Genomic DNA, 25,878 nt, shown 5'->3' on the forward strand with positions numbered 1-25,878 from the left:
CTGCACCGGGTCCAGGCGGCTTTGCGACCCTTTGCACAAGTTTGACCCGCGCGGGCCGGGGATACAAGCGTCAGAATTGCCGCAATCTGAACAGGTTGACCCAAAAAACAGGTCGGAAATCTTGAGTCGGTCCTGCATTGCTGTACATCACTGAGGTCGTTGACATGAAGAGATAGAATTGGCGTACGTTTTTTCCATTCTTCCCGCGATCTGGCCCTGGCTGATCCTGATTGCAGCGCTGGTCACAGCGCTGTCGGGGCGCATGAGCGTTGGTTTGGCGTTGTTGGTATTGTTTGCCAGCGTCGCCTCGGTCACAGACCTGATGACACCGCTGGCGGTTGCAGTTGTCGCACTGGGGCTGATCGGCGCGTCCGTCCTGCCCCGCCTGACGGGATGGGGTGCGGTTGTCGGGCACGTGTTGCTGATCCTGTGGTGTCTGGCCCTGGGGGCGCATTTGATACCCGGCTTCAACAACCTGCGCGTTCTGGATGCCGTTCATGCCGGAGCAAACAGCGCCGCATTCACGATGCATCTGAACCTCGACAAACCGATGGTGGTGTTCGCGGTCCTGCTGGCCTGGCCGGGGATGCTTGGGGTCGCACGTAAAACCAATGTCGCGCTGCTTGCCGCCGGGTGTGCTTTGCTGCCGTTGCTGATAGCGGCTGCTGTAGTCTCTGGCGCGGTTCAGCCGGAAATGGGCCTGCCGCCGTGGTGGTTGCTCTTCGCGCTTTCAAACCTGTTCCTGACCTGCATCGCGGAAGAGGCGTTTTTTCGCGGCTACCTGCAATCCATCCTGAGTTCCAAACTGGGAACAGCCGGAGGGATAGCTTCGGCGAGCCTGCTGTTCGGGCTGGTCCATTCCGGCGGCGGTCCGGCCCTGGTGGTCTTTGCGACGCTACTTGGTGTGGGCGTGGGCTGCGCCTATGCCGCTACGGGTCGGCTGTGGGTTCCGATTGCGATGCATTTTGCGTTCAATTTCGTGCATCTGGCGTTTTTCACCTATCCGGGTCCGGCCTGAGACCTAAACCGGCAGGGCCGTGGTTTTGAAAACGGTCCGCAGGGCAAACGAGCTTTGCATCTGCGCCACACCCGGAAGACGGGACAGATATTGGCGGTGGATGCGCGCAAAATCCTCGGTGTTTTCGGCCACAACTTTCAACAGGTAATCCGCCGTCCCGGCCATCAGGTGGCATTCCAGCACATCCGGAATGCGGGCCACGGCCTTTTCGAACGCGTTCAGAACCTCTTCGGCCTGACCCTGCAATGTGATCTCGACAAACACGGTCGTCGGCACATTCATCTTCCGGGCGTTCAGCAACGCAACGTAATTTCGAATGTACCCTTCAAGTTCCAATCGCTGTACGCGACGATGGCAAGCTGACGGCGACAGATTCACCATCTCGGACAGGCCCGCATTCGAAAGGCGGCCGTTCTTTTGCAGAGCAGCAAGAATCTTACGATCAGTCGTATCCAAGCTCATTCACGCACATCCATTGCAAGGTTTTGCCCTATTGCAGGAGATTCTTTCGAAAGAAAATCCATTGGCGGGCATTGTTTCACAAAAATTGCGTAACGTAATGCACATAATTTGAGCAGCTTATGAACGGAGAGCCAAAATGAAAATCGGTTGCCCCAAGGAAATCAAACCTCAGGAATTTCGTGTCGGCATGACACCCAACGCCGCACAGGAAGCCATCGCGCGCGGCCATGAGGTCATCATCGAAACCGGCGCGGGTCTGGGATCCGGCTTTGCCAATGAAGATTACGTGGCAGCAGGTGCCAGCATCGTTGACACCGCAGCCGAGGTGTTTGCGACAGCGGACATGATCGTCAAGGTCAAGGAACCGCAGGCGGTCGAGCGCAAGATGCTGCGCGAAGGTCAGTTGCTGTTCACCTATCTGCACCTGGCCCCCGATCCGGATCAGACCCGTGACCTGCTGGAGTCGGGCTGCACCGCGATTGCCTATGAAACCGTGACCGACCGCAATGGCGGCCTGCCCCTGCTGGCCCCGATGTCCGAGGTTGCCGGTCGTCTGGCCCCGCAGGTCGGCTCGTGGACGCTGCAAAAGGCCAATGGTGGCCGCGGCGTTCTGATGGGCGGCGTTCCCGGCGTTGGCCCGGCCAAGGTTGTGGTGATCGGTGGTGGTGTTGTTGGCACGCACGCAGCCAAGATCGCAGCAGGCATGGGCGCGGATGTCACCATCCTGGACCGTTCGCTGCCGCGTCTGCGTTATCTGGACGACGTTTTTGGCCGCACCTTCAAGAACCAGTACTCTACCGCTGGCGCGACGGCTGAACTGATCCAGACCGCCGACATGGTTATCGGCGCGGTTCTGATCCCCGGCGCCGAAGCGCCCAAGCTGGTATCGCGCGCGCAACTGTCGACCATGAAGCCCGGCGCAGTTCTGGTGGACGTGGCCATCGACCAGGGCGGCTGCTTTGAAACCTCGAAGGCGACCACCCATGCTGACCCGATCTACGACGTGGATGGCATCATGCACTATTGCGTTGCCAACATGCCAGGCGCGGTTGCGCGGACCTCTACCATCGCGCTGGGGAACGCAACGATGCCGTTCATGCTGGCACTGGCCGACAAGGGCTGGAAGCAAGCGTGTCAGGACGATCCGCACCTGCTGAACGGTCTGAACGTACACGCCGGTCAACTGACCTATTATGCGGTTGGCAAAGCTCTGGGCATTGATGTCGTCTCTCCCAACGTTGTCATCAAGTCCTGAGTTCTCCCGCCGCTGAAAGCGCCCGCTGATGCGGGCGAGTTCCAGCGTTGGGCCAGGCCGCGCCTTCGGGCGCGGCTTTTGCGTTTTTGGCGTATCGTTCCGCACAACAGAAAAGGCGCCGCACGAAGGTGCGGCGCCGGGCCCAACGGGAGGAGGGCATTTTGAATGCCCGAACGACGGGCGGGAGGCCTTAGCCCTGTTTCTGGATCTCCACCGAATGCGGATAGGGGATCGACACGCCCTTGGCGTCGAAGGCTTCCTTGATCGTCTTGGTCAGTTCGAACTTCACATCCCAATAATCCGCTGCCGCGCACCACAGGCGCGCCGTCAGGTCAACCGAGCTGTCACCCAGATTGGTCACACGCACCCAGGGTTCCGGGTCCTTGTGAATGCGCTCATCCGCGTTCGCAACGTCCAGAATGATCTTCATCGCCTCATCGGCGCTGTCACCATAATCAATCCCAAAGACCAGATCGACGCGACGCGTGTCATGGGCCGAGTAGTTGGTGATGACCGAGCCCCAGGCCTGCCCGTTTGGCACAATGATCTGCACATTGTCCGGCGTCACCAGCTCGGTCGTGAACAGGTTCAGGTCTTTGACCGTCCCGGCTGTTCCGCCAATATCCACGTATTGGCCCAGCTTATAGGGCCGGAACACAACCAGCATCACGCCTGCGGCCAGATCGCTGAGTGTCCCTTGCAGCGCCAGACCAATCGCCAGCGATGCAGCACCCAGAATGGCGACGATGCTTGTGGCTTCGATCCCGAAAATCCCCAGCACAGCCACCAGGACCATCGCCAGAATGGCCCATTTGACCAGGCTGGCCATGAAATTGCCAAGCGTCGGGTCAATATGCGGGGTCGCGTTGATCCGACGCCGCACGACGCCAGCAATCATACCCGCAACAATCCAACCGATGATCAGAACGATCAGTGCCTTCACCGCGTTCATGATCACAGGCGCAAATGCACCCACCTGTGTTACGACCTCATCCACGCGCATCTCCTTTGTCCAACAAGAAACCCGCGTCTTATGCGCGGGATTGGCCAAATTGTGAGGCAAAACCGCGTTTTGGTCTAGGTGCGAGTTGCGCGGGATTTCCCCGTTGTTCACCAGCAAACAGGCGCTGACCGGCTTTGCACACTGGCAGGGGCTTTCAAGATCGCGCTGTGCTGCCTAGGTTTGACGATATCCAAAACAGGAGCCCCCTCAATGCTGGATGCCGAAACACACCCGATCATGACCCGTTGGCCTGCGCAGTTCCCTGACAGAATCCAACTCTATTCCTTCCCCACACCAAACGGCGTCAAGGCGTCGATCATGCTGGAAGAAACCGGCCTGCCTTATGAGGCGCACAAGGTCACTCTGGCCGATGCCGACGTGAAAAGCCCCGCGTTCCTGTCGCTGAACCCCAACAACAAGATCCCTGCGATCATCGACCCCAACGGCCCCGATGGCGAACCTTTAGGTCTGTTCGAAAGCGGCGCGATCCTGCTGTATCTGGCCGAGAAAACCGGCCAGTTCATCGGACAAACCGCAGCGGACAAGCATCGCGTCACCCAATGGCTGATGTTCCAGATGGGCGGCATCGGCCCGATGTTTGGACAGCTTGGATATTTCTACAAATTTGCTGGCAGCGAGATCGAAGACCCCCGCCCGCGCGAGCGTTATGTGAACGAAGCCAAGCGCCTGCTGAATGTGCTGAACACGCAGCTGGACGGGCAGGACTGGATTGCCGGTGAGTACTCGATTGCCGATATCGCCATCGCACCCTGGCTGCGCGGGTTGGATTTCTATGGCGCCAAAGACCTGCTGGGATGGGATGACCACGCCCATCTTGCGCCCTACCTGGATCGGTTTCTGGACCGACCTGCGGTGCAAAAAGGACTGGTTACGCCTGCCCGTGACTAAGTGAACGCAACTGGTGGATGCCCGTCGCAGGCTTCCACCAGTTGTTTCACCTTAGCCCGGCAGCTTGCCGGTCAGGACATACCGCAGGATCTCCACCACCTGTCGGGGGTCTTCCGCAACCGCCAGGGCGGCGGCATCGACCTCTTTCAGGGCATGTTGGTGATCGGGGCCGTGCAGCACGATCAGTGACTTGCCCAGCGCGGCGGCATAGCCCGCGTCAAAGGCCGCGTTCCACTGTTTGTACTTGTCGCCAAACCGCACCACGACCACATCGGCATCCGCGATGCCCTTACGGGTGCGGATGGCGTTGACCATTGCGCCCTTGTGGTCGTGCCAATACTTGTTCGGCTCGGCCCCAAGGATGGCGACCCCGCAATCATCGCTGGCGGCATGATCGGTGACCGGGCTGTTGAACGTGACATCCAGCCCCTGCGCCCCTTCAATGATTTGCTCACGCCAATCGGTGTGGATTTCTCCGGAAAGATAGACATTCAGGCCCATGGGTGCCTCCTTTGATTTCTTGCTGCGACCCTAGTTCGAAAGGGCGCGCAACCCAAGGGGTCGCTCAGAACGACAAGCGCCAGAATACCGGCTGATCGTTCCGAGCCACCCTGCGGGCCGCACTGCGTTGCTTGCTGCCCAAAAAGGGTGGCGTTTCGCGCGTCGGTTCGAACCCGAAACTGCGGGGCAGTTTGGTGTAGATCGACCGCGGCGGCATCCGGCCCCAGGTGATCGCCTTCAGCTTTGCGCCCGGACCGGGCTGATGCATCCAGACGGTGCGCACGGCAAATTCCTCGCGCAGCAGCATCAGAACCGCCAGCATCATCACCTCAGCCCAGATTTTCGCGTATTTCCGCCGCAGCGCCTGTTCATATTCCGAGGTCAGCCGCAATTCGCGCGAGCGTGGCGCGCGGTTTTCCAACCGTTGCCGCGCACGACCGACAAAGCGCAACCAGTCCGATTGAACCTCTTCAATCAGGCAATGGCCGCTGGTCAGATCGACGTCCAGACGGCACCAGGCAAGGGTCGGACGACCTTCGGTCCGGACCGGGTGCCAGCAGCTTTGATATGCACCAACAGCGCAGCGCTGTTCGTATTTCCACAGCAGCTCGGCATGTTCGGTCGGGAACCCCAATTGCACGACAAGGTTATGCGCCTTTCGGGTTGTTTGCTCGCCAGACCAGCAGTCGAAGCTGAGGCAGAAATCCATCCACTGGGATTGATAGGCAACCTCCAGCCCCGACAGCGCAGCCGGGCTCAGCCCGTCAAACCGCATCGCACGGTCCGCATGGGCCACCGCCAGCACATCATGCCGCCGCAGGACACCACCGCACTGCGCAACCATCGGTGCCAGCAGCGGGCGTGACAGCAAACGGGACAGTCCCGATTGCTTTAAGGTCGAGACCGGGGCCTCAGCATCCATGACCTGGCCAAGCAACCATGGGCTCTGCCGGTCGGGATAGTAAGGAAAGGGCATCTCTTGCGGCAGAATCTGCCGGATCATCGAGATGTCTTGGCGTTTCATGACAGCTCTCCAACGGGAAACACACCCGCCGAAGACCCGGCGGGCAATCACATATGGGGTATCGCTTGCGCGGGACTGGGATCTGGCATCTGGCAGACTCCGAGGTTTGATTGCGTCAGGGGGCCGGATGTAGGGGCCGAGGGTGATTCTGCTCAACCCTTTGTTTCGAGGCGCTTTCAGGTGTTGCTGTTTCGCCACAATAAAAAAGCGCGCCGGGTGGCGCGCTTTTGTCGGGTCATGTCGGGGGCGGTCAGCCGCGCAGAACGCCGCCTGTGGCCTTGGTGACCTTGGCGATGATCTTTTCAGCCACCGCTTCGATGTCTTTCTCCTTCAGCGTCGCATCCGTCGGTTGCAAACGCACGGTGATGGCCAGTGATTTCTTGCCCTCACCCAAACTGCCGCCGATGAACTCATCAAAAACGCGCACCTCCTCGATCAGCGCCTTTTCCGCACCTGCTGCGGCGTTCACCAGCGTCAGCGCCTCGACGCCCTCATCCACGACAAAGGCAAAGTCGCGCTCGACCGCTTGCAGGTCACGCAGTTCCAATGCGGCCCGGGTGGCACCGGATTTGCGCGGCAAGGGCACCTCATCCGGCCAGATGGTAAAGGCCATCGCCGGGCCCTTGATGTCCATCGCCTGCAACACCCGCGGGTGCAGTTCACCAAACACGCCCAGCACCTTTTTCGGCCCCAGACAGATCTTGCCATGACGGCCCGGATGCCACCAGGCATCGCCGTCACGCAGAACCTGCACCTTGGCGGGCGCGCCAATAGCGGCCAGAACCGCCTCGGCATCGGCCTTGGCGTCGAACACATCGACCGGGCGCGAGGCTCCGTGCACGTCCTTGGGCCCGCTCCGACCGACCAGCAGACCGGTGATCTGGGTTTTCTGATCGCCGGGCTCTCCGTCATGGAAAACCGGACCGACCTCGAACAGGGCCACATCTGCGTAACCACGCGCCTGATTGCGGGCGGCGGCCTGCAACAGACCGGGTAGCAGATCGGGGCGCATATGGCTCATCTCGGACGAAATCGGGTTTTCCAACCGCGTCGCATCATCGCCACCACCAAACAGCGCCGCCGAGGCCTGATCGATGAACGTGTACGAGACGCATTCGTTATAGCCCAGCGCCGCACAGGTCCGCCGCGCCATCGACTGGCGACGCTGTCCCGGGGTCATCACCGGCTTGGGGATACCATCCGTCACACGCGGCAGCGGCTTGCCCTGCAGTTTGGTCAGGGATGCGATCCGCGCGACCTCTTCCACCAGATCGGCCTCGCCCATGATATCGGGCCGCCAGCTTGGCACATGCGCCATCTCGCCTTCCAGACGGAAGCCCAGACGGGTCAGGGTCTGGCGCTGCTCGCTCTCGGCGATGTCCATCCCTACCAGAGACTGCACCCGCGCCGCATCCAGCTTATAGGCCCGCGCGTGGTTCGGCGCTTTGCCCGCCTGAACCACGTTTGACGCCTCGCCCCCGCAGATATCCAGAATCATCTGCGTCGCGTGTTCCAAGCCTTCCAGCGTGTATTCCGGGTCTACCCCACGCTCGAACCGATACCGCGCATCCGAATTGATCTTGAGCGCCCGCCCGGTCAGAGCGATCTGCACATGATCCCAGAACGCGCTTTCCAGAAAGACATTCACGGTCTCTTCGGTACAGCCGGTTTCCTCGCCGCCCATGATACCGGCAATCGATTCCGGGCCTTTATCGTCCGAGATCACCATCATGCCCGGGTGCAGCGTGTATTCTTTCTCATCCAGCGCCACCAGCTTTTCGCCACCTTTGGCGCGATGCACCCGCAGGTTGCCCTGCACCTTGTCGGCGTCGAACACGTGCAGCGGGCGGTTGTGGTCGAAAGTCATGTAGTTGGTGATATCCACCAGGGCCGAGATCGGACGCAGGCCGATTGCCTTCAACTGATCCTGCAACCACTGCGGGCTGGGGCCGTTCTTGACGCCACGGATCAGACGCCCGGTAAAATGCGGCGCACCATCCAGCGTGTCGTCGTCAATCGTCACCTTGATCGGGCTGTCGAAATCGCCGGGCACCGGCGTGTAGTCCCGCTGTTTCAGCGTCCCTATCCCACGCGCGGCCAGATCGCGGGCAATCCCCTCGACCCCCAGCGCATCAGGGCGGTTCGGGGTGATCGCGATCTCGATCATCGGATCGACCTTGGACGGCTCATTCTCGGCCAACCAGTCGACAAACCGGTCGCCAACCGCGCCCGAGGGCAGCTCGATGATGCCGTCATGCTCGTCCGACAGCTCCAGCTCACGCTCGGATGCCATCATGCCAAAGCTCTCGACACCACGGATTTTGCCGACGCTGATGGTCAGGTCCAGACCGGGGATATACATGCCCGGTTTGCAGACCACGACGGTGATGCCTTCGCGCGCGTTGGGGGCACCGCAGATGATCTGCAACTCACCCTCATCCGTGTCCACCTTGCAGACGCGCAGCTTGTCGGCGTCGGGGTGTTTTTCGGCATGTTTCACATAGCCCAGCGTAAAGCCCGCCAGCCGATCCGCCGGGTTCACGATCTCTTCGACCTCAAGGCCAAGATCGGTCAGCGCCTCGGCGATCTCATCAACCGAAGCGTCAGTGTCGAGGTGGTCTTTCAGCCAGGACAGAGTGAATTTCATTGCTCAGGGCCTTTTTTTGGCAGATATCCAGTCGGCACAGGCAATGGCAAAGAATGCGCCGGGGTGCAAGCGCTGCGCGTCACGGATAGCTGGGGGTGCGGCCCAAAATCTCATCCAACTGCCGCCCGATCCAGCCATGCGGGATGAAATGGCCGCCGGGATGGGTGTCCAGCACCACATGGCCTTTCGCGCAATCGGTCCATTCCACGCGGCTGAGCGTCAGGATCGGCACCACGCTCCAATCCCCGGTCGGAGTGGCGGTGTCACAGCCGTATTTCTGCCGCCACAGCGCCACCGGATAGGTGGTGTCGCCGCCCGGCCCAAACGGGAAATCCATCACCGTGTCACCCGTCCCATGCACATGGCGCACCTGGCGCGGGGCCTGCGGGCAGTCTTCGGTCTGACGGATGGTTCCGGCCACCCCCAGCAGCGCGGCGATGTCGTCACCCGACTGGCAGGCAAAACGCCACGCCATCGCGCCGCCAAAGGAATAGCCCGAGACATAGATGCGTTCGGGATCAACCGGATAGCGTTTGGCGACGTCCTGAAGCACCCGGTCGGCAAAGGGTACGTCGTCGGTGTCCGAGGTCCAGAAATCCCAGCTTTTACCCAACCCGTTGGGCGCAACCAGCAACACGCCGCGCAGCTTGGTCGCCCCGGCGATGCGTTGATGGTTCACCACCACGGTTCCCTGCCGCGCCCAGCCGTGGAAATGCAGCAGCACCGGCAGAGGCGTTTCGCCATCCCACCCGTCCGGCTCCAGCACATGATACGAGCGATCGCCGACCTGACAGGCGATATCGCCATGGCAGGCCTCCACAGCAGCGGCTTGGGTGGCGGTCAGCAACAGAAGGCAGAGTAGTCGATAGATCATGCGCCCGACCCTACCCGGCCCGCGCGCCATGTCACGTCACAACCCCGTGCGAGCCTGTAACAAGCCGCGCCATCGCCAGACCGCGGGATGGCGATCCAACGGTTATGTTGGGCAGTTTATGTTGGCCAAATCCGTGCGTCGTTCAAATGGAGCGCTGACGGAGACAAATCGCCAGCCCGTGCGGGCGGTCTGGCGATGGCGCGGCGGCCTATCGGCCTTTACGCCGCGCAACATCACTCAGAAACCCATGTTTCCATTTATCCTGTGCCAATAGGTTACAAGTTCAACCCAAACAGGCGGCACAATAAGACTTAACGAAAAGGTTAGTATCGCAGCACCGAGAAAATAAGTGGCGTAGGTGTGTAGTCGCTCAACATGCCCGATGAACCCAGTGATCTTTTTCTCCCATTGGCTCAATTCGAGTTTTTCAAATCGCCCATCAACCGTCACATCCATGTGCTTCATCGAAAGCAAGTAGAGCCAGATCGCAATCAAAAGTGTAGAAAGCCCAACCAATAGGCCGGGTGCAAAAAGATCACTGCTTTTGAGCATCCCCAATCCGGTGATCTTTTCAGCCAAACCAACCAAACTTGCAGCCCCAAGGAGCCCAGACGCGACCGCCAAACCTCTTTGTGATCGAGCTTGTACATTTCCAAGAATCTGCAACGAGCGGTCAACTCGGTTTACTTCCCAAGTACATTTGCTCTCGGCAGAACATAGCGGGCAATTTGTCGTATAACCATCAGAACTATCGCAAAACGACCCATGCTCCCGGCACAAGTACCTTCCGCGATTGACGCTCAGAAAGTGACAGATCACCGCGACAAACCACCATGCAGGTTCGGCATATCCAGCGCCGCAAACCCGTAGTGCCGCAGCCAGCGCAGATCGCTGTCAAAGAACGCCCGCAAATCCGGGATGCCGTATTTCAGCATCGCCAGACGGTCGATCCCGATGCCGAACGCAAAGCCCTGATAGACCTCCGGATCAATCCCACCCGCAGCGATCACCTTGGGGTGGACCATGCCGGAACCCAGAATCTCCATCCAGTCGTCGCCCTCGCCGATCTTCAGCTGGCCGTTATCCCAGGAACAGCGGATATCGACCTCGGCCGACGGCTCGGTGAAGGGGAAGTGCGAGGCGCGGAAGCGCAGTTCGACATCGTCGACCTCGAAGAAGGCCTTCACGAACTCTTCCAGAACCCATTTCAGGTTCGCCATCGAGATGTCTTTATCAATCGCCAGCCCCTCGACCTGATGGAACATCGGCGTGTGGGTCTGGTCATAGTCGGCGCGGTACACGCCGCCCGGACAGATCACGCGGATCGGCGCGCCCTGCTTCTCCATCGAGCGGATCTGCACCGGCGAGGTATGGGTGCGCAGCACATGCGGCGGGCGATTGTCACCCTCGGCGCGGTGCATGTAGAACGTATCCATCTCGGCCCGCGCGGGGTGGTGGCCGGGGATGTTCAGGGCGTCGAAATTATACCAGTCGGTCTCGATCCGCGGCCCTTCGGCCACCGAGAAACCCAGCTCGGCAAAGATCGCGGTCAGTTCCTCGGTCGCCTGGCTGATCGGGTGGATCGAGCCCTGACGGCGCGCGCGGGTCGGCAGGGTGACGTCCAGCCATTCGGTGCGCAGACGTTCATCCAGCGCGGCATCGGCAAGTGCTGCTTTCTTGGCGGAGAGCGCCGAGTTGATCTCATCCTTCAGCGCATTCAGCGCGGGGCCTGCGACCTGACGTTCCTCGGGGGTCATCTTGCCCAGTTCGCGCATCTTCAGCGCGACCTCGCCCTTTTTGCCGACGGCGGCGACGCGGATCGACTCGAGCGTGTTCTCGTCGCCTGCTTCGGCGATCTGACCCAGATATTTTGCCTTGAGATCGTCCATGACGCTTCCTGACCTTGGCCCCTGACTGCTGTTCAGGCTCTGCTATCACAGCGGACCGTGAAAGCAAGAGGGGCCGGGCAATCAGGCGCAGCGCAACAAAGCGGTGGTTCTGTCCTGCCGCACCGGGCGCGCGGTCTCGCCATAGGTTTCGGGGTGATGGCGCAATTCGGGGAACAGGGTCAGGATCTCATCCGTGGCGTCGCTGCCCAGACCATCCAACCCCTCTTGCCCGGGAAAAAGCTTTCGGACACCAGACCGCTTGTGGTCACCAATTGGTGGCGGTCGAACATCATATGGATGTAGCGCACGATATCGCAGGGCACGGCGGTCACGGTCGCGCCATGACCTCATTGGTGCTTGTGTTGGTCAATGCGACCGCTTCGAAGATCGTATCGTTCACCGGAACAGGCGCATCGGGGTCGGTCAGCAGGAAGGTGAAGTTATCCGCCGAGATGACAAAGACCTGCTCATTGTTGTCCGGGTCGGTTGTCACTACGACGCCGGGATCGGTCAGCGCGATCTCTAACCCGACGGTGCCGTCGCTGTTGTAAAGCGAAACGGTGAAATCTGCCGGATCTTCCGACGCGCCCAGCGCAACTTCGACAAACTCATTCACGCCGGAGGAAACGACAAACGGGTCGGCGTAGTGCAATTCGCTGATGCGGGGCATTCAGGGCATCCTTTGGGGAAAGGTCGTCGCAATTACTAGGACGCTTGTATTCACGAACGATGAACGCCTTCAATCCACAGGCGATCACAATTTGCGTTACCACACGGCAGCTTACGACGCGCACGCCACCTCACCAAAGGGGTAAGGTGGGCTGCTCGGCGTGTTAGGTCGGTGTCAGTAGCTGTACTGCGGGAACACCCGCGTCAGATCGCCGTTCCAGTCGCCGTTATAGTGATCCAGCAATTCATCTGCCGGAACCTTGCCGGTTTCGATACTGTCTTTCAGCGCATTCAGGAAATGGGTTTCGTCCGGCACCAGACCGCCTGCGCCGGGGAAGGCGCGGGATTTCAGCCCGGATTCCGAGATCGCCACGACCTCGCGCGCCAGATCGTGCATGTTGATATTGCCGACCTGCGCCTGCAACCCGTCTTTGGCGGCCTCAACACGCAGCGCTTCGCGGGTTTCGGCATCCCAGCCCTTGACCAGATCCCAGGCTGCATCCAGCGCGCCCTGATCGTAGGTCAGACCAACCCAAAAGGCAGGCAGCGCACAAAGCCTGCGCCACGGGCCGCCATCAGCGCCGCGCATCTCCATGAATTTCTTGATCCGCGCTTCGGGGAAGGCGGTGGTCAGATGGTCGGCCCAATCGGACAGGGTCGGTGTTTCGCCCGGCAATGCGGGCAGCTTGCCTTGCAGGAAATCACGGAAGCACATGCCCAAAGCATTCACATACTGACCGTCGCGATAGACAAAATACATCGGCACATCGAGCGCATATTGCACGTAGCGCTCGAACCCGAACCCGTCTTCGAACACGAAGGGCAACATGCCCGTGCGCGCATCATCGAGATGCCGCCAGATATAGCTGCGCCAGCTTTTCTGGCCGTTGGGCTTGCCCTCGAAGAACGGAGAGTTGGCGAACAGCGCCGTTGCCACCGGCTGCAACGCCAGCGCCACGCGCAGTTTCTGCACCATGTCGGCCTCGGACCCGAAGTCGATATTGACCTGAACGGTGCAGGTGCGCCGCATCATGGCGCGGCCCATGGTGCCGACCTTCTCCATATAGTCGTTCATCAGCCGATAGCGGCCCTTTGGCATCAGCGGCATTTCCTCGTGGGTCCAGATCGGGGCTGCGCCCAGACCGATGAAGCCCACGCCGATCTCGTCAGCGATGTCCTTTACCTCGCGCAGGTGGGTGTTCACCTCGTCGCAGGTCTCGTGGATCGTTTCCAGCGGTGCCCCCGACAGCTCCAGCGCGCCACCGGGTTCGAGGCTGACATTCGCCCCGTCTTTCTCCAGACCGATCAGCTTGCCGCCTTCGCGCACCTCGGCCCAGCCGTGCCGATCCCGCAGACCCTCCAGCACCGCCACGATAGACCGAGTGCCTTCGAATGGCAGCGGTTTCAGGGTGTCCTTGCAATAGCCGAACTTTTCATGCTCGGTGCCGATGCGCCAATCCTGCTTGGGCTTGCAGCCCGATTCCAGGTATTCGGCCAGTTGCTCATGACGTTCGATCGGTCCGCCGCCGGACTGGGGGATGGACATGAATCGCGCTCCGATCCTGATGTGTCTGTCTGGTTGGTCAGTCGTGGGGGCAAACCGCGCCGGTGTCAATGCAGCCTGAGATGCGCGGGCCGTAAGGGTGTGCGTTCCCAGATCACCACCGGATGGCTCGCGCCACCGTTCAACTCCGCCAGCATTTGTTCGGTTTTCAATCCCGGCAGGGCCGAGAAGACATCGAACAGCGCCTCGGCCCCTTCGGCATTCACAGGAATGTGAAGCAGAGGCTGGCCCGGTTGTTCCAGCACCCAATGCGCCGGGGTCGAGGTCGGGTCGAGCGCCAGCCGCTCAATCTCGCGCGTGGCGACCATGCCACCGTCCAGCGGGCCAAAATAGTTGATCTGACCTTCGTCGATGGTGACAACACCCTGCCCGCCCGACCCGGTCCGGAACCGCCCGCGCTGCACCCCGATCACCGCCAGCGCCACTGCGACGGCCACAAGCACCCAGCCGAGCCAACCCAGCAATCCACCGGGCCCGCTGATCCAACTGAGGCCGAGAATCAGGACAAACCCGGCCACCAACACTTCGCGCCAGCGCCACAGGGCCTGTTTTGCTTCGGGTCGGATAAAGCTCATGACTGCACTCCTGTGGAAACACCCGGATAGGGTGCTTTGATGGCCTCGAACTGCATGGAGGAGAAATCATGTATCAACCGGCGGTTTTCAAGCCTGCCAGCATGGCCAAGCCTCGCTTGCCAAAGCGAACCGTTTTCGGCCCATTGCAAGTCATCCCCCCAACAATCAGCCCATTCCCATGCTGGGCAATCCACCACCTTTTGACCACCCGATGAAACGATCACATACCTGCCAGAGATGAGGGCGCGGTTTTTCTGTCCTAGCAGGAAGGTCTGGCTAAGGCTAAGTTCAGGCGACACATCACGCCTCAGACCCACTTGATATCTTTCACCATTGGCCACGTACCAGCCACGTGACTCGAGGCGTGAGACGACCAGGTCTCCCATGTGAAAGCCGTCGGTAGAATGTGGGAAGGCCCCAACATCGGCAGCTTTCAGGCCATCCGGCAGGTTTTCAGGTACAGAGGCCCCATTCAGCCAGAGCTTCCCGTCAGCGGTAAAAGCGCCTCCACCCATCCAGCTGTCGGATTGCGGCCAATAGGCGACCGCCGTCAGCCAGGGCGCTTTGGACAACGCTGTCCAACAACGCCCACCCCGACAGGCGAAATACACCAAATGATCCCCCGACGGCGACAAATCACAGCGATGTTCATGGATACGCGCGTTGAGCCATTGACCCATCTCCACCGTTCCGCGGTTACGATCCCACAGCAAAACTGCAACCTGATCAGTAGGCCCCCTACGCAACACGACTGCGCGTTCCGAGGCAACACTGGTTAATACATGCAAGCGCGGAGGCGGTGTCACGCCCAATCCCCCAACGCCTGCTGCCACATGGTCAGCGCCGCAACCGCCGCTGTATCCGCGCGCAGGATACGGGGGCCAAGGCTGACCACATGCGCAAAGGGCAGCGCCGTCAGGCGCGCGCGTTCGTTGTCCGAGAATCCACCCTCTGGACCTACCAGAATGGCCCAGGGCTGACCCTTTTCGTTGGCCGCCAACCGCAGAGCCGAGCCCACCTCGGCCTCATTGCAGAACATCAACTGACGCCCCTCGGGCCACGCGTCCAGAACACGATCCAGTCGCTGCAGATCAGCGACCTCGGGCACAAAAGTACCGCCACACTGTTCGGCAGCCTCGACCGCATGGGCCTGCAAACGGTCCTGTCGGATGCGTTCGGAATTTGTGAACTCGGTCTGCACGGGCACAATCCGCGCCGCGCCCATTTCCGCTGCTTTTTCAACGATGAAATCCGTGCGGGCCTTTTTGATCGGCGCGAACAGAAACCACAGATCGGGCGGCAATTGCAGCGGTTTGGTCTGCCGCTGACAGGTCAGAACACCACCGCGCTTCCCAGCCTCGGTAACCTCAGCAAGCCACTCGCCGTCCTTGCCATTGAACAGGGCAACGTGGCCTCCCACCGACAGGCGCATGACGCCGAACAGGTAATGCGCCTGCTCGCGCGTCAATTCAACCGATTGCCCCTGACCCAAGGGCTGCTCTACATACAGTCTGATCTTCGCACTCATGAGACCTTACATATGCAAGGCAATGCCCCAACACCAGACGGTCAGGTCGCCGATGCCGTAACCGGCAACTGGGTCGACACCTATGCCCCCGCCTTCGCGCGCCCCTACCTGCGCCTCAGCCGTGCGGACCGGCCCATCGGAACATGGCTTTTGCTGATTCCCTGCTGGTGGGGTCTGGCGCTGGCCATCCTGCATGACGGGCAAGCCCGGTTGGAGGATCTGTGGATCGCCATCGGATGCGCGCTGGGCGCGTTCCTGATGCGCGGGGCGGGGTGCACCTGGAACGACATCACCGACCGAGAGTTCGACGCGCAGGTCGAACGCACGCGGTCGCGCCCGCTGCCCGCAGGTCAGGTCACGGTTCGGCAGGCGATGGGCTGGATGATCCTGCAATGTCTGCTGGCGTTGGGCATCCTGCTCAGCTTCAATCAGGCGGCAATTGCGATGGGAGTGCTGTCGCTGCTGCCGGTGGCGATCTACCCGTTTGCCAAGCGCTTTACATGGTGGCCGCAGGTGTTTCTGGGGCTGGCCTTTAACTGGGGCGCGCTGCTGGCCTGGGCTGCGCATACCGGATCAGTGGGCTGGCCCGCAATCACCCTGTATCTGGCGGGCATCGCGTGGACGCTGTTTTATGACACCATCTATGCCCATCAGGACGCCGAGGATGACGAACTGATCGGCATCAAATCCACCGCGCGGCTGTTCGGGACCGATACGGCAAAATGGCTCAAGTATTTTCTGGCCGCCACCGTTTCGCTGATGGGGCTGGCGATCATCGACGCGCTGGTTCCCGGCGGGTCGATTCTGGTGCTGGTTATCGCCCTTGGCGGTCCATGGGCGATGGGCTGGCACATGATGTGGCAATTGCGCGGTCTGGATCTAGAAAACAATGCCAAGCTGCTGCAATTGTTCCAGTCGAACCGGGACACCGGCCTTATTCCGCTGATCTTCCTCTGCGTCGCGCTGCTGCTCTGATTGCACCTGCGGGCCGGGGTCTGTAAGAGTCCGCCCAAACGCCTGAGGAGTCACTAGCCCGCACATGCGTCTGCCGTATTTTCTGTCCGTGTCCCTGATCTTTCTTGTATCCGCAGGGGTGTCACTGCTGGCGGCCGGTTTTGCCGTCACCAAGATCGAGGAAAGCTCGGAATTTGCTGTGCGGCGAGCCTTGGACCTGAAAGGCCATGACTGGGCCGAAGTCCAGTCAGACGGGCTGCGCGTGGTGCTGACCGGCATCGCACCGGACGAGGCCACACGGTTCAATGCCCTGACCGCTGCGGGAACCGAGGTCGATACCTCGCGCGTCATCGACGAGATGGAGGTCACCGCAACCACCGCGCTGGCCGCGCCGCGCTTTTCGGTCGAGATTCTGCGCAATGACAGCGGTATCTCGGTCATTGGCCTGTTCCCGGCCAGCGAAAGCCGCGACGACCTTGTCGACAGGCTTAGCGATCTGGATCGCGCGGCCCCTGTTGCGGATCTGATGGAAACTGCCGACTACCCGAAACCCGATGGCTGGGATGAGGCGATTGCTTATGCGGTCAGCGCCCTGTCGCGCCTGCCGCGTGCAAAGATCTCGGCAAGTCCGGGACTGGTGAAAGTAACCGCCATCGCCGACAGCCAGGCCGAGAAGGAACAGCTGGAACAGGACCTGACCCGCGCCGCGCCGCCCAGCCTGCGCATCGGCCTGTCGATCTCGGCCCCGCGCCCGGTTATCACGCCTTTCACCCTGCGTTACCTGATCGGCGCGGATGGTGGCCAGTTTGACGCCTGCTCGGCCCAGGATGAAGAGGCGCGGGATCAGATCATTGCCGCCGCGCAGCAGGCCGGTCTGAGCACGACGTATACCTGCACCATCGGTCTGGGTGTGCCGTCGCCCCGTTGGGCAGACGCGGCAACCCTTGGCATCAAGGCGCTGGCCGAGATTGGGCAGGGATCGATCACCCTGTCCGATGCAGATATCACCCTGATTGCCGCGCAAGGAACCAATCCCGCCCTGTTCGACCGTGTGGTGGGCGAACTGGAAAACGCCCTGCCCGAGGTCTTCGCCCTGCACGCCGTACTGCCCGAGCCCGAGGACGAAGAACCCACAGGTCCGATTGAGTTTTCAGCCACGCGCAGCCCCGAAGGACTGGTGCAATTGCGCGGGCGCGTAGGCGATGAAACCCTGCGGGACATGGCCGACAGCTATGCTCGCGCTGCCTTTGGGTCGGAACAGGTTTATACAGCCACCCGCGTCGTCACTGATCTGCCCGCAGACTGGCCTGTCCGTGTTCTGGCGGGGCTTGAGGCGCTGTCCCTTCTGCAAAACGGCGCTTTGACCGTGACACCGGAATCAGTGGACCTGAGCGGCAACAGCCATGACGAAGACGCCAAGGCCCGCATCGCCGGGATGTTGTCCGAGAAATTGGGCGAAGCGCAGGATTTCACCCTGTCCATCACCTATGTACCGCCGCCGGAACCCGAGGACGCTCTGCCCGATCCCGAGCTGTGCGAGGAACGGATTGCCGAGGTACAGAAAGCCAGCAAAATTGCGTTCGAGCCCGGCTCGGCAACAATCGCAGCGGACTCGCGCGATACGGTGAACCAGATCGCCGATATCCTACGCGAATGCGGCCCGATCCGGTTGGAAATCCAGGGCCATACCGACAGTCAGGGCCGCGAAGAGATGAACCAGCAACTCAGCCAGGCGCGTGCGCAATCCATCCTGAACGAATTGCGCGGGCGGCGGATTCCGACCTCAAGCTATACCGCCATCGGGTATGGGGAAACGCAGCCCATCGCCGACAATGACAGCGAAGCGGGCCGCGAGGAAAACCGCCGGATCGAGTTCCGCCTGATCCGCCCGGAACCGGTCGAAAACACCGAAACCGGGCTGGAAGCGCTGGAAACCGGCGCGACCGAGCCGGACCAGACCGACACGACCGCACCGGATGCGGATGCAGAGGATCAATAGAGTGAACAGAACCGAATTCATCTTCGCCACCGCCGTCATCCTGTTCGCGGCCTTCTGCATGGGCTGGTTCGCCAACTGGCTGGCCCACCGCCTGTCCCGCGTGCGTCAAAGCGACGTGGCCGATCTGGACCGGATGAGCCAGGAGCTGCACGAGGCCGAAGAAACCCGCGATCAGGCGATCACCTACCTGCAACAGCGCGAAGCCGAACTGACCAACCAGCTGACCCAGACCGAAGCGGAACTCGCCGCCGCCATGGACGGCCTGCGCGCCGCCCGGCAAGAGGCCGAAGAACTGCGCGGACGCATCAACAACGCGGATTAGGAGTTTCCTCAGAATTGAGACCTTCGCGCTTGCCAGCTGTTGACCGTCACACGAACCTGACTCAACCGTAATAGTTGGATCAATAGCAAGGCGAGCGCTCAACATCAGAGATGTGCGCCAGTCAAACATCCTTGGAGCAAAGAGATTAGGTACAGGAGTACTGATCTGTACGGCGCTCTTTAGGAAGTGTCGGCTATAAGCCCTAGGTGTCAGATGCTGCGGCAACAACGAACGTCGGTTTTTCGCGCTATGATCAAAAACCAGAGCTGGTCTCGAACAACATTGCACGCAGAAATACAGTAGCGCGACTTACTCACCTGTATCGAGTGGTTGATGACGGCCTCACTGGCTTAGGATAAAGTGAACCTATGAAATGTGGTCAATGTGAACGGCCAGCGCTCTACGAATACGATAACGGGCTGTATCTGTGCCTGTCCTGCAATGCGATCCTGCAAGAAAACAATTACCGTGGCTTCCTGATGAACGCTGCTATGATGAACCATGCCATGGATGAAATGGACATGGTGACGGGCATTCCTCTGGGAGGTGGTAGAATCCCGGTTAGCGCGCTATCCCAAGCAATGAGCCGCCCCATGACAAACAACCATATCACCATCTCAAATTCATCCGTGGGCGTTTTGAACACTGGTGACCTAGCGAAGATCAATGCAGTTATAACGATCACGGAAGGAAGTGACGCTGAGGAGCTGGGTCACACCATCAAAGACTTCGCGCAAGCTGTGGTCGATTCCGATGAGATCACGAAAGAGGAAAAGCACGAGGTAGGCGAACTGCTCGGGACCCTGTCGGAGCAGATCGCCGGAAAGCGTTCTAAACCTGTGATCGGAAGCGTTCTCAAAGGAATCGAGGAGCGGATAAAGTCCGTGAATGTGTTGTGGGGCTTCGCTGAGAAAATTGGTAAGCTACTAGCAGACCTTGGAATTACAGCTTGACGTTCTGGCACGTGGCGCAGGTCAAGACCCCTCTACCGTGCCTCTCGACGCTCCTGTTTGTCCTTCGCCCTAGCCAGTACCTCACCAATCGCGAGAAGCCCCGTCCGACGGCACTGGCGGCTTCTTCTGACGCTCGGCCACCACTCCCGCTCGTTGATCCGCAACACTGCTATTTCCGAGTGTTTCGTGACCAGCACATTCTTGAAGCTGACATTGGCGCGTGTGGGTTTAACGACAACTTGGTCCCGCACTGCCGACACTGGATCAGCAATACACGGTGTTCGGGCCAATGCTACGTGTCGGGTCACGCTGCATTGATTCAGAAATTTCGCATCAAGACTCAGAGAGTTGCGACGTTCCATCCCAACGGGTCAGCGCGTCTTCGTCCTCATCCTTGGCGGCGACCCATTCCGCGCCGGAGTGGGTGATTTCCTTCTTCCAGAACGGCGCGCGGGATTTGAGGTAGTCCATCAGAAACTCAGCCGCCTCGAACGCATCCTTGCGGTGCCGCGCGGCGGTGGCGACCATCATGATGCGATCGCCCGGAGCAAGCCGTCCGTGGCGGTGAATCACCAGCACATCGCCCAATGACCAGCGCGCGCGCGCCTCTTCCGCGATCTTGGTCAGGGCGCGTTCGGTCATGCCCGGATAATGCTCAATCTCCATCACATCCAGATCGCCCGAGGCCAGATCGCGCACCACCCCAGTAAAGGTCACAATGGCGCCGTTGGCGTCGTCACCGGCAGCAAAAGCATTGGCCTCGGCCCCCAGATCAAATGGCGCTTCCTGAACCGCGATCCGCATCTCAGCCACCGGTCATGGGCGGGAAAAACGCCACCTCGCGCACCCCGGCCAAGGGGGCGTCGAAGTCGGACAATTCCTGATCCAGCGCCACGCGCAGAGCCGAGATATCGGCAAAGGCGGCGGCATACCGATCTTCGCGTGCGCTAAGCTCGGCGACCAGCTCGGACACGGTCGCAGCCTCGGTCGCGACCTTTTCTTTCGGCAGGCCGATGCGTTCGCGCACCCAGGCGAAATACAGCACGTCCATCGCTTAGCTCTCCTTCAGATGGGGCATGGCTTTACGTAGGTAGTCGTAGCCGGTGATCAATGTCAGAGTCGCGGCGATCCAAAGCAGCCACAACCCGATCTGACCCGACCAATACATGCCCTCCAACGTCCAGGCGATGTTGTTTACATCCTCGATCTGGCCGGTCAAAACCTGATCGATGGTCGGCGCGTCCATGCCGAACGTAGCCATCACAAAGTAGTGTTCAAAGATCCCCTGCGAAAACAGAATTGCAATGGCGAACATCTGCGCCGTGGTCTTCCATTTCGCCAGCTTTGTTACCTTGAGCGTCCCGGCAACATCCCCCAGATATTCGCGCAGGCCCGAGACAAAGACCTCACGAAACAGGATCACGGTGGCGGGCAGCACCAGCCACGGAGTCCAGTGCTCGGTCGAGTATCCCACAAGGATCATCAGCGCGATCACCACCATGGCCTTGTCGGCAATCGGGTCCAGCATCGCTCCGATCTTGGTTTCCTGCTTCCACGCGCGGGCCAGATAGCCATCGAACCAGTCCGTAATCGCCGCCGACATGAACAGGATCAGGGCAAACCAGTCTGCGTAGGGGCGGGTGAAATACAGAAACATCACGGCCAGACCGGGTGCCGCCAGCAGGCGCAGCAGGGTCAGAATATTGGGCAAGTTCCACTTCATGCGCAGACCCTACATCGCCGGGTCAGGACAGAAAAGACGAACGCGCAAAAAACTGCACCAATCACAGGCGGTTGTTCAAAGCGCTGCGGGTTTGGTGCGGGGCCGCATTGCCTCTTGGCCCCAGGTCGGAATGGCGTCAGATTGCGGGTGACTTGGCCAAGGGCGACATATGACCCCGAATATTCAAACCGATGCGCGTGCGAACCTGACGGGCAGCGCGTGGATGATCGGCGCGATGGCGTGTTTCGCGCTTGAGGACGCGCTGTTGAAGGCTGCCGCCCAGACGCTGCCGATCTGGCAGATCCTGGTCCTGTTCGGTGCGGGCGGTGCGGTGATCTTTGCCAGTGTCGCGTTTGCGCGTGGCACTCGGTTATGGCAGCCCGACGTGCTGTCGCCCGCGATGAAAATCCGCGCCGTGTTCGAGATATTGGGACGCCTGTTTTACATACTGGCCTTCACGCTGACCCCCTTGTCCTCGGCCACCGTGATCCTGCAGGCCACCCCGCTGGTCGTCGTCGCCTGCGCCGCGCTGTTGTTTGGCGAAACCGTCGGCTGGCGACGGTGGAGCGCCATTCTCGTCGGTTTGCTCGGCGTTGTGATCATCATCCAACCAACCGGCGAGAGTTTCACGCTGCTGTCTCTGCTGGCCGTGTTTGGCATGTTAGGATTTGCCGGGCGCGATCTGGCCAGCCGTGCGGCGCCGGCCAGTCTGGGCACCGAAGTACTGGGCTTTTATGGCTTTGCCTGCGTAGTCATCGCCGGGTTTGCCTACAGCTTTTGGGAACAGGCCCCGGTCGCAGCGCTGAATTTGAACACAGGCCTGCATGTTGCCGGAGCCGTGGGTTTCGGAACAATCGCCTATGCATCGCTGATGAAAGCCATGCGCACCGGAGAGGTCGCAGCCGTCACGCCGTTCCGCTATTCTCGCCTGCTGTTCGGTGTGGCGTTGGGCGTGGTGATGTTCGGAGAACGTCTGGACCAGACCATGTGGATCGGTTCCGCACTGATCGTCGCCTCGGGGCTGTATATCCTGTGGCGCGGGCGGCGGACTTAGCCCTTGTCGTGGAAGAAATCATAAACCTTCTGCGCCAACCCGGCTGAGATCCCCTCAACCGCTTTCAGATCCGCCAGATTGGCCCGGCTGACCGCCTTGGCGCTGCCGAAATGCGCCAGCAGGGCACGTTTGCGCGCCGCCCCCACGCCGGGGATTTCGTCCAGCGGGGTCGCGCCCACAGCCTTGGCCCGTTTGGCGCGATGGGTGCCGATGGCGAACCGGTGCGCCTCGTCCCGCAGGCGTTGAATGAAATACAGCACCGGGTCGTTGCGTTTCAGCGCAAAGGGGCGCTGGCCGATGCGGTGAAATTCTTCCTTGCCGTGGTCACGGTCGATACCTTTGGCGACGCCAACCATCGGAATATCCTCGACGCCATGTTCGACCATGATCTCATGCACGGCGCTCACCTGCCCCGCGCCGCCGTCGATCAGCAGCAGATCGGGCCATAACCCTTTGTCGCGGTCGGGGTCTTCCTTTTGCAGGCGGGTGAAACGGCGGGTCAGAACCTCTTTCATCATGCCAAAGTCATCGCCGGGGGTCAGGTCGTCGCCGCGGATGTTGAACTTGCGATAGGCGTTTTTCATGTAACCTTCGGGGCCAGCCACGATCATGCCGCCCACCGCGTTGGTGCCCTGAATGTGAGAGTTGTCGTAAACCTCGATCCGCGCCGGAGGCCCGTCCAGATCAAACGCCTCGGCCACGCCGCGCAACAGCTTGGCCTGCGTGGCGCTTTCCGACATGCGCCGGGCCAGTGATTCACGCGCGTTGCGCAGGGCACCGGCGACCAGTTCCTGTTTCTCACCCCGCTGAGGCACCAGAATCTCTACCTTGCGGCCCGCCTTCTCGGTCAGCGCCTGCTGCATCAGATCGGCGTTTTCGATCCCGTCCGACAGGATCAATTGCCGGGGTGGCTCCTTGTTGTCGTAGAACTGGCCAAGGAAGGCCTCCATCACCTCAGCAGGCGACACATCAGCCCCCACGCGCGGATAGAAATCCTTGTTGCCCCAGTTCTGGTTGGCCCGGATGAAGAACACCTGCACACAGGCCTGCCCGCTGTCCATATAGAGGCCGATCACATCCGCCTCGGCCACGCCGCGCGGGTTGATGCCCTGAGACGTCTGCACCTGCGTCAAAGCCCGGATACGGTCGCGCAGACCGGCGGCGCGTTCGAACTCCATCGCCTCGGACGCGGCCATCATCTGTTCGGCCAGTTCCTCTTGCACCTTGGTCGAACGCCCCGACAGGAAGCGTTCCGCATCCCTGACGCTTTCGCGGTAGTCGGCCTCGCTGATCAGGTCCACGCACGGCCCAGAACAGCGCTTGATCTGATACAGCAAACAGGGCCGCGTGCGGCTGTCGAACATGGAATCCGAGCAGTTGCGCAACAGAAATGCCTTTTGCAGTTGGTTCAGAGTCCGGTTCACTGCGCCTGCACTGGCAAACGGCCCGAAATAGGCACCCTTCTCTTTCTTCGCGCCGCGATGTTTCTTGATCTGCGGAAAGGCATGATCCTTGGCGACCAGAATATTCGGGAAACTTTTGTCATCCCGCAGCAGCACGTTGTACTTGGGCTTGAGCTGCTTGATCAGGTTCTGTTCCAGCAGCAGCGCCTCGGTTTCGGTCCGTGTGGTCAGGAACATCATCGAGGCGGTCGCGGCGATCATCTTCTCGATCCGGCCCGAATGCCCGGGGCGCGTGTAATTCGACACCCGCGCCTTGAGATTCCGCGCCTTGCCCACATAGAGAACCCGACTATCCCCATCCAGCATCCGATACACACCGGGCGAGCTATCCAGCGTTTTCACGTAACGCTGAATGCAGGCATAGCCGGTTGGCTGAGTGTCCGAAGTTGATTCGCTGTGGGAGGTCATGGCCCTGAGATATGATTCCCTGACAATGGCTGCAATCTTGTGCGTCTCAGTTCAAGAGAAAACAAATCCACGGTTTCTGTGGATAAGTGTGAAGATAAGTTTCCGTTAGGCTGGATTTTTCCTTGTTTCCTTGCTGTTTCGTCAAGTTGCACAAAAAATAGGCAATGCCATATCATATTGTTTTTAAATGTTATTTTTTTGAACACTTAGCAAGTGCATGAAAAAAAAGACATTTTTGTAACGGACAGGTAACACGAATGAGAGCGGTGCAAAACTTGCACGGGAATTGCTTATTCTACCCCCAGCACATCCGGCGTCTGCCACCCAAGATGCTGCCCGCCATCCACGCACAAAAGCTGTCCTGTGACCGCATGCGCATCCAGGAAATAACCCAAAGCTGCCGTGATATCCGAAGGATTCGCCCCGCGCTCCAACACGGTGTTGGCGCGCTGCGCCTGAAAATGCGCCTCGGACTGGCGGTGGCCTTGCATGGTTGGCCCCGGCCCGATGGCATTGACGCGGATCGAAGGCGTCAGCGCCTGCGCCGCCGTCCGGGTCAATGCCCACAGGCCCATCTTGGCGATGGTGTAGGTCATGAACTCGGGCGTCAGCTTGCGCACCCGCATATCGACCATGTTGACGATCAGCCCGGTCGCTACAGGCTCACCCTGCGCATCAGTCTCGGGCTGCAATTCCTGCTCGGCCATCGCCTGTGTCAGAACAAAGGGCGCGCGCAGGTTGCTGTCGAGGTGCCGGTCCCAGCTTTGGCGCGTTGCGGTTTTGATATTGTCGTATTCAAAGATCGAGGCATTGTTCACCAGACAGGTGATCGGCCCGCCCAGCGCCTCGGCCGCGCGTGGCAGCAGGGCGGTGACCTGAGTCTCACCCAGCAGATCAGCCTGCAGCGCAACGGCTTTCCGGCCAAGGGCCTCAACCTGCGCAACGGTCTCTGACGCCGGTCCTTCGGACGTCGCGTAATGCACAGCCACATCATACCCGCGCCCGGCCAGATACAGCGCCATGGCGCGGCCCAGACGGATACCGGCTCCGGTCACTAACGCTCGGGTCATGGGCTACCTCTTTC

28 protein-coding genes are annotated in these 25,878 nt (G+C 60.4%); 8 read left to right on the top strand and 20 right to left on the bottom strand.

Features of this window, described 5'->3' with window-relative positions:
- The first annotated feature begins 178 nt into the window (after positions 1-178).
- Positions 179-1,018 (top strand): CPBP family intramembrane glutamic endopeptidase, encoded by an 840-nt coding sequence (locus ACR0AC_RS15980; RefSeq protein ID WP_480874715.1) that lies wholly within the window; start codon positions 179-181, stop codon positions 1,016-1,018.
- Between the two features lie 3 nt (positions 1,019-1,021).
- On the opposite strand, the gene ACR0AC_RS15985 is transcribed toward ACR0AC_RS15980, so the two are convergent.
- Entirely contained in the window at positions 1,022-1,480 is a 459-nt protein-coding gene (locus ACR0AC_RS15985; protein ID WP_170453206.1) for an Lrp/AsnC family transcriptional regulator, read from the bottom strand.
- A gap of 136 nt (positions 1,481-1,616) precedes the next feature.
- Here ACR0AC_RS15985 and ald point away from each other — a divergent pair, with 136 nt between their 5' ends.
- On the top strand, positions 1,617-2,735 hold the full coding sequence (ald, locus tag ACR0AC_RS15990) for an alanine dehydrogenase (protein WP_170624109.1): 1,119 nt from the start codon (positions 1,617-1,619) through the stop codon (positions 2,733-2,735).
- 190 nt (positions 2,736-2,925) lie between these two features.
- Here ald and ACR0AC_RS15995 read toward each other — a convergent pair whose 3' ends face one another.
- Positions 2,926-3,732, bottom strand: coding sequence for a mechanosensitive ion channel domain-containing protein (locus ACR0AC_RS15995; RefSeq protein WP_170453208.1), 807 nt, complete (start codon positions 3,730-3,732; stop codon positions 2,926-2,928).
- Between the two features lie 216 nt (positions 3,733-3,948).
- Between ACR0AC_RS15995 and ACR0AC_RS16000 the strand changes: the two genes are divergently transcribed.
- The gene (locus ACR0AC_RS16000) at positions 3,949-4,647 is read left to right on the top strand and encodes a glutathione S-transferase N-terminal domain-containing protein (RefSeq protein WP_170633392.1); all 699 of its coding nucleotides are present in this window, start codon (positions 3,949-3,951) and stop codon (positions 4,645-4,647) included.
- A gap of 51 nt (positions 4,648-4,698) precedes the next feature.
- Here the strand turns inward: ACR0AC_RS16000 and ACR0AC_RS16005 are convergent, their stop codons facing one another.
- The 13 genes from ACR0AC_RS16005 to ACR0AC_RS16065 form a co-directional block, all read right to left on the bottom strand.
- Positions 4,699-5,148, bottom strand: coding sequence for a YtoQ family protein (locus ACR0AC_RS16005; RefSeq protein ID WP_170453210.1), 450 nt, complete (start codon positions 5,146-5,148; stop codon positions 4,699-4,701).
- Positions 5,149-5,212: 64 nt separating this feature from the next.
- Positions 5,213-6,172, bottom strand: a complete 960-nt coding sequence (locus ACR0AC_RS16010; RefSeq protein ID WP_480874719.1) for a hypothetical protein — start codon at positions 6,170-6,172, stop codon at positions 5,213-5,215.
- 250 nt (positions 6,173-6,422) lie between these two features.
- Entirely contained in the window at positions 6,423-8,819 is a 2,397-nt protein-coding gene (pheT, locus tag ACR0AC_RS16015; RefSeq protein WP_480874721.1) for a phenylalanine--tRNA ligase subunit beta, read from the bottom strand.
- Between the two features lie 79 nt (positions 8,820-8,898).
- Positions 8,899-9,693: an alpha/beta hydrolase family protein gene (locus ACR0AC_RS16020; protein ID WP_170453213.1), complete on the bottom strand. Its 795-nt coding sequence runs from the start codon at positions 9,691-9,693 to the stop codon at positions 8,899-8,901.
- A 237-nt stretch (positions 9,694-9,930) separates the two neighbouring features.
- A complete protein-coding gene (locus ACR0AC_RS16025; RefSeq protein ID WP_170453214.1) occupies positions 9,931-10,359 on the bottom strand; it encodes a hypothetical protein in 429 nt (142 codons plus the stop codon).
- A gap of 149 nt (positions 10,360-10,508) precedes the next feature.
- The gene (gene pheS / locus ACR0AC_RS16030) at positions 10,509-11,582 is read right to left on the bottom strand and encodes a phenylalanine--tRNA ligase subunit alpha (RefSeq protein ID WP_170453215.1); all 1,074 of its coding nucleotides are present in this window, start codon (positions 11,580-11,582) and stop codon (positions 10,509-10,511) included.
- 81 nt (positions 11,583-11,663) lie between these two features.
- Positions 11,664-11,801 carry a hypothetical protein gene (locus ACR0AC_RS16035; protein WP_480874726.1) on the bottom strand — a complete coding sequence of 46 codons (138 nt, stop codon included), beginning with the start codon at positions 11,799-11,801 and terminating at the stop codon, positions 11,664-11,666.
- Positions 11,762-11,875 (bottom strand): hypothetical protein, encoded by a 114-nt coding sequence (locus tag ACR0AC_RS16040; RefSeq protein ID WP_480874829.1) that lies wholly within the window; start codon positions 11,873-11,875, stop codon positions 11,762-11,764. The genes ACR0AC_RS16035 and ACR0AC_RS16040 overlap by 40 nt, the downstream gene beginning before the upstream one ends.
- Before the next feature lie 35 nt (positions 11,876-11,910).
- On the bottom strand, positions 11,911-12,252 hold the full coding sequence (locus tag ACR0AC_RS16045) for a hypothetical protein (RefSeq protein ID WP_480874729.1): 342 nt from the start codon (positions 12,250-12,252) through the stop codon (positions 11,911-11,913).
- Positions 12,253-12,426: 174 nt separating this feature from the next.
- Positions 12,427-13,797 (bottom strand): glutamate--cysteine ligase, encoded by a 1,371-nt coding sequence (locus ACR0AC_RS16050; RefSeq protein WP_480874731.1) that lies wholly within the window; start codon positions 13,795-13,797, stop codon positions 12,427-12,429.
- A gap of 65 nt (positions 13,798-13,862) precedes the next feature.
- Complete coding sequence (locus tag ACR0AC_RS16055; protein ID WP_480874734.1) at positions 13,863-14,390, bottom strand: hypothetical protein; 528 nt, start codon at positions 14,388-14,390, stop codon at positions 13,863-13,865.
- Positions 14,387-15,070, bottom strand: coding sequence for a hypothetical protein (locus ACR0AC_RS16060; protein ID WP_480874737.1), 684 nt, complete (start codon positions 15,068-15,070; stop codon positions 14,387-14,389). The genes ACR0AC_RS16055 and ACR0AC_RS16060 overlap by 4 nt, the downstream gene beginning before the upstream one ends.
- Positions 15,071-15,192: 122 nt before the next feature.
- On the bottom strand, positions 15,193-15,918 hold the full coding sequence (locus ACR0AC_RS16065) for a 16S rRNA (uracil(1498)-N(3))-methyltransferase (protein WP_480874739.1): 726 nt from the start codon (positions 15,916-15,918) through the stop codon (positions 15,193-15,195).
- 12 nt (positions 15,919-15,930) lie between these two features.
- On the opposite strand from ACR0AC_RS16065, the gene ubiA reads away from it, so the two are divergent.
- The 4 genes from ubiA to ACR0AC_RS16085 all read left to right on the top strand — a co-directional run bounded on the left by ubiA (position 15,931) and on the right by ACR0AC_RS16085 (position 20,146).
- Positions 15,931-16,893 (top strand): 4-hydroxybenzoate octaprenyltransferase, encoded by a 963-nt coding sequence (gene ubiA, locus ACR0AC_RS16070; protein WP_480874742.1) that lies wholly within the window; start codon positions 15,931-15,933, stop codon positions 16,891-16,893.
- Positions 16,894-16,957: 64 nt separating this feature from the next.
- Entirely contained in the window at positions 16,958-18,871 is a 1,914-nt protein-coding gene (locus tag ACR0AC_RS16075) for an OmpA family protein (protein ID WP_480585506.1), read from the top strand.
- Between the two features lies 1 nt (position 18,872).
- Positions 18,873-19,193, top strand: coding sequence for a hypothetical protein (locus ACR0AC_RS16080; protein ID WP_480874745.1), 321 nt, complete (start codon positions 18,873-18,875; stop codon positions 19,191-19,193).
- Between the two features lie 368 nt (positions 19,194-19,561).
- A complete protein-coding gene (locus tag ACR0AC_RS16085) occupies positions 19,562-20,146 on the top strand; it encodes a hypothetical protein (protein ID WP_170624134.1) in 585 nt (194 codons plus the stop codon).
- 333 nt (positions 20,147-20,479) lie between these two features.
- On the opposite strand, the gene ACR0AC_RS16090 is transcribed toward ACR0AC_RS16085, so the two are convergent.
- From ACR0AC_RS16090 to pgsA, 3 genes are read right to left on the bottom strand one after another with little or no spacing between them, the layout of a single operon-like run.
- A complete protein-coding gene (locus ACR0AC_RS16090) occupies positions 20,480-20,950 on the bottom strand; it encodes a molybdenum cofactor biosynthesis protein MoaE (protein ID WP_480874748.1) in 471 nt (156 codons plus the stop codon).
- A gap of 1 nt (position 20,951) precedes the next feature.
- The gene (gene moaD / locus ACR0AC_RS16095; RefSeq protein WP_170522072.1) at positions 20,952-21,197 is read right to left on the bottom strand and encodes a molybdopterin converting factor subunit 1; all 246 of its coding nucleotides are present in this window, start codon (positions 21,195-21,197) and stop codon (positions 20,952-20,954) included.
- A gap of 3 nt (positions 21,198-21,200) precedes the next feature.
- On the bottom strand, positions 21,201-21,869 hold the full coding sequence (gene pgsA, locus ACR0AC_RS16100; RefSeq protein ID WP_170453227.1) for a CDP-diacylglycerol--glycerol-3-phosphate 3-phosphatidyltransferase: 669 nt from the start codon (positions 21,867-21,869) through the stop codon (positions 21,201-21,203).
- 169 nt (positions 21,870-22,038) lie between these two features.
- Between pgsA and ACR0AC_RS16105 the strand changes: the two genes are divergently transcribed.
- Positions 22,039-22,923, top strand: coding sequence for a DMT family transporter (locus ACR0AC_RS16105; RefSeq protein WP_480874751.1), 885 nt, complete (start codon positions 22,039-22,041; stop codon positions 22,921-22,923).
- Here ACR0AC_RS16105 and uvrC read toward each other — a convergent pair.
- Both uvrC and ACR0AC_RS16115 read right to left on the bottom strand, forming a co-directional pair.
- Positions 22,920-24,794, bottom strand: coding sequence for an excinuclease ABC subunit UvrC (gene uvrC, locus ACR0AC_RS16110; RefSeq protein ID WP_170522068.1), 1,875 nt, complete (start codon positions 24,792-24,794; stop codon positions 22,920-22,922). The two genes, ACR0AC_RS16105 and uvrC, sit on opposite strands and share 4 nt — an antisense overlap.
- Positions 24,795-25,084: 290 nt before the next feature.
- The gene (locus ACR0AC_RS16115) at positions 25,085-25,864 is read right to left on the bottom strand and encodes an SDR family oxidoreductase (protein ID WP_480874753.1); all 780 of its coding nucleotides are present in this window, start codon (positions 25,862-25,864) and stop codon (positions 25,085-25,087) included.
- Positions 25,865-25,878 lie beyond the last annotated feature (14 nt).

This window comes from Ruegeria sp. H7, from assembly GCF_056532945.1.

Excerpts from the sequence above, each read along its gene's own strand:
- ACR0AC_RS16020 (WP_170453213.1), bottom strand. The coding sequence starts at position 9,693 with ATGATCTATCGACTACTCTGCCTTCTGTTGCTGACCGCCACCCAAGCC.
- ACR0AC_RS16040 (WP_480874829.1), bottom strand. The coding sequence starts at position 11,875 with ATGATGTTCGACCGCCACCAATTGGTGACCACAAGCGGTCTGGTGTCC.
- ACR0AC_RS16105 (WP_480874751.1), top strand. The coding sequence starts at position 22,039 with ATGACCCCGAATATTCAAACCGATGCGCGTGCGAACCTGACGGGCAGC.
- pheT (WP_480874721.1), bottom strand. The coding sequence starts at position 8,819 with ATGAAATTCACTCTGTCCTGGCTGAAAGACCACCTCGACACTGACGCT.
- ACR0AC_RS15985 (WP_170453206.1), bottom strand. The coding sequence starts at position 1,480 with ATGAGCTTGGATACGACTGATCGTAAGATTCTTGCTGCTCTGCAAAAG.
- ACR0AC_RS16000 (WP_170633392.1), top strand. The coding sequence starts at position 3,949 with ATGCTGGATGCCGAAACACACCCGATCATGACCCGTTGGCCTGCGCAG.
- ACR0AC_RS16045 (WP_480874729.1), bottom strand. The coding sequence starts at position 12,252 with ATGCCCCGCATCAGCGAATTGCACTACGCCGACCCGTTTGTCGTTTCC.
- ACR0AC_RS16050 (WP_480874731.1), bottom strand. The coding sequence starts at position 13,797 with ATGTCCATCCCCCAGTCCGGCGGCGGACCGATCGAACGTCATGAGCAA.
- ald (WP_170624109.1), top strand. The coding sequence starts at position 1,617 with ATGAAAATCGGTTGCCCCAAGGAAATCAAACCTCAGGAATTTCGTGTC.
- uvrC (WP_170522068.1), bottom strand. The coding sequence starts at position 24,794 with ATGACCTCCCACAGCGAATCAACTTCGGACACTCAGCCAACCGGCTAT.
- ACR0AC_RS16090 (WP_480874748.1), bottom strand. The coding sequence starts at position 20,950 with ATGCGGATCGCGGTTCAGGAAGCGCCATTTGATCTGGGGGCCGAGGCC.
- ACR0AC_RS16115 (WP_480874753.1), bottom strand. The coding sequence starts at position 25,864 with ATGACCCGAGCGTTAGTGACCGGAGCCGGTATCCGTCTGGGCCGCGCC.
- ACR0AC_RS16085 (WP_170624134.1), top strand. The coding sequence starts at position 19,562 with ATGAAATGTGGTCAATGTGAACGGCCAGCGCTCTACGAATACGATAAC.
- ACR0AC_RS16060 (WP_480874737.1), bottom strand. The coding sequence starts at position 15,070 with ATGGGTCAATGGCTCAACGCGCGTATCCATGAACATCGCTGTGATTTG.
- pgsA (WP_170453227.1), bottom strand. The coding sequence starts at position 21,869 with ATGAAGTGGAACTTGCCCAATATTCTGACCCTGCTGCGCCTGCTGGCG.
- ACR0AC_RS16005 (WP_170453210.1), bottom strand. The coding sequence starts at position 5,148 with ATGGGCCTGAATGTCTATCTTTCCGGAGAAATCCACACCGATTGGCGT.
- ubiA (WP_480874742.1), top strand. The coding sequence starts at position 15,931 with ATGCAAGGCAATGCCCCAACACCAGACGGTCAGGTCGCCGATGCCGTA.
- ACR0AC_RS16010 (WP_480874719.1), bottom strand. The coding sequence starts at position 6,172 with ATGAAACGCCAAGACATCTCGATGATCCGGCAGATTCTGCCGCAAGAG.
- ACR0AC_RS16055 (WP_480874734.1), bottom strand. The coding sequence starts at position 14,390 with ATGAGCTTTATCCGACCCGAAGCAAAACAGGCCCTGTGGCGCTGGCGC.
- ACR0AC_RS16075 (WP_480585506.1), top strand. The coding sequence starts at position 16,958 with ATGCGTCTGCCGTATTTTCTGTCCGTGTCCCTGATCTTTCTTGTATCC.
- moaD (WP_170522072.1), bottom strand. The coding sequence starts at position 21,197 with ATGGACGTGCTGTATTTCGCCTGGGTGCGCGAACGCATCGGCCTGCCG.
- pheS (WP_170453215.1), bottom strand. The coding sequence starts at position 11,582 with ATGGACGATCTCAAGGCAAAATATCTGGGTCAGATCGCCGAAGCAGGC.
- ACR0AC_RS16065 (WP_480874739.1), bottom strand. The coding sequence starts at position 15,918 with ATGAGTGCGAAGATCAGACTGTATGTAGAGCAGCCCTTGGGTCAGGGG.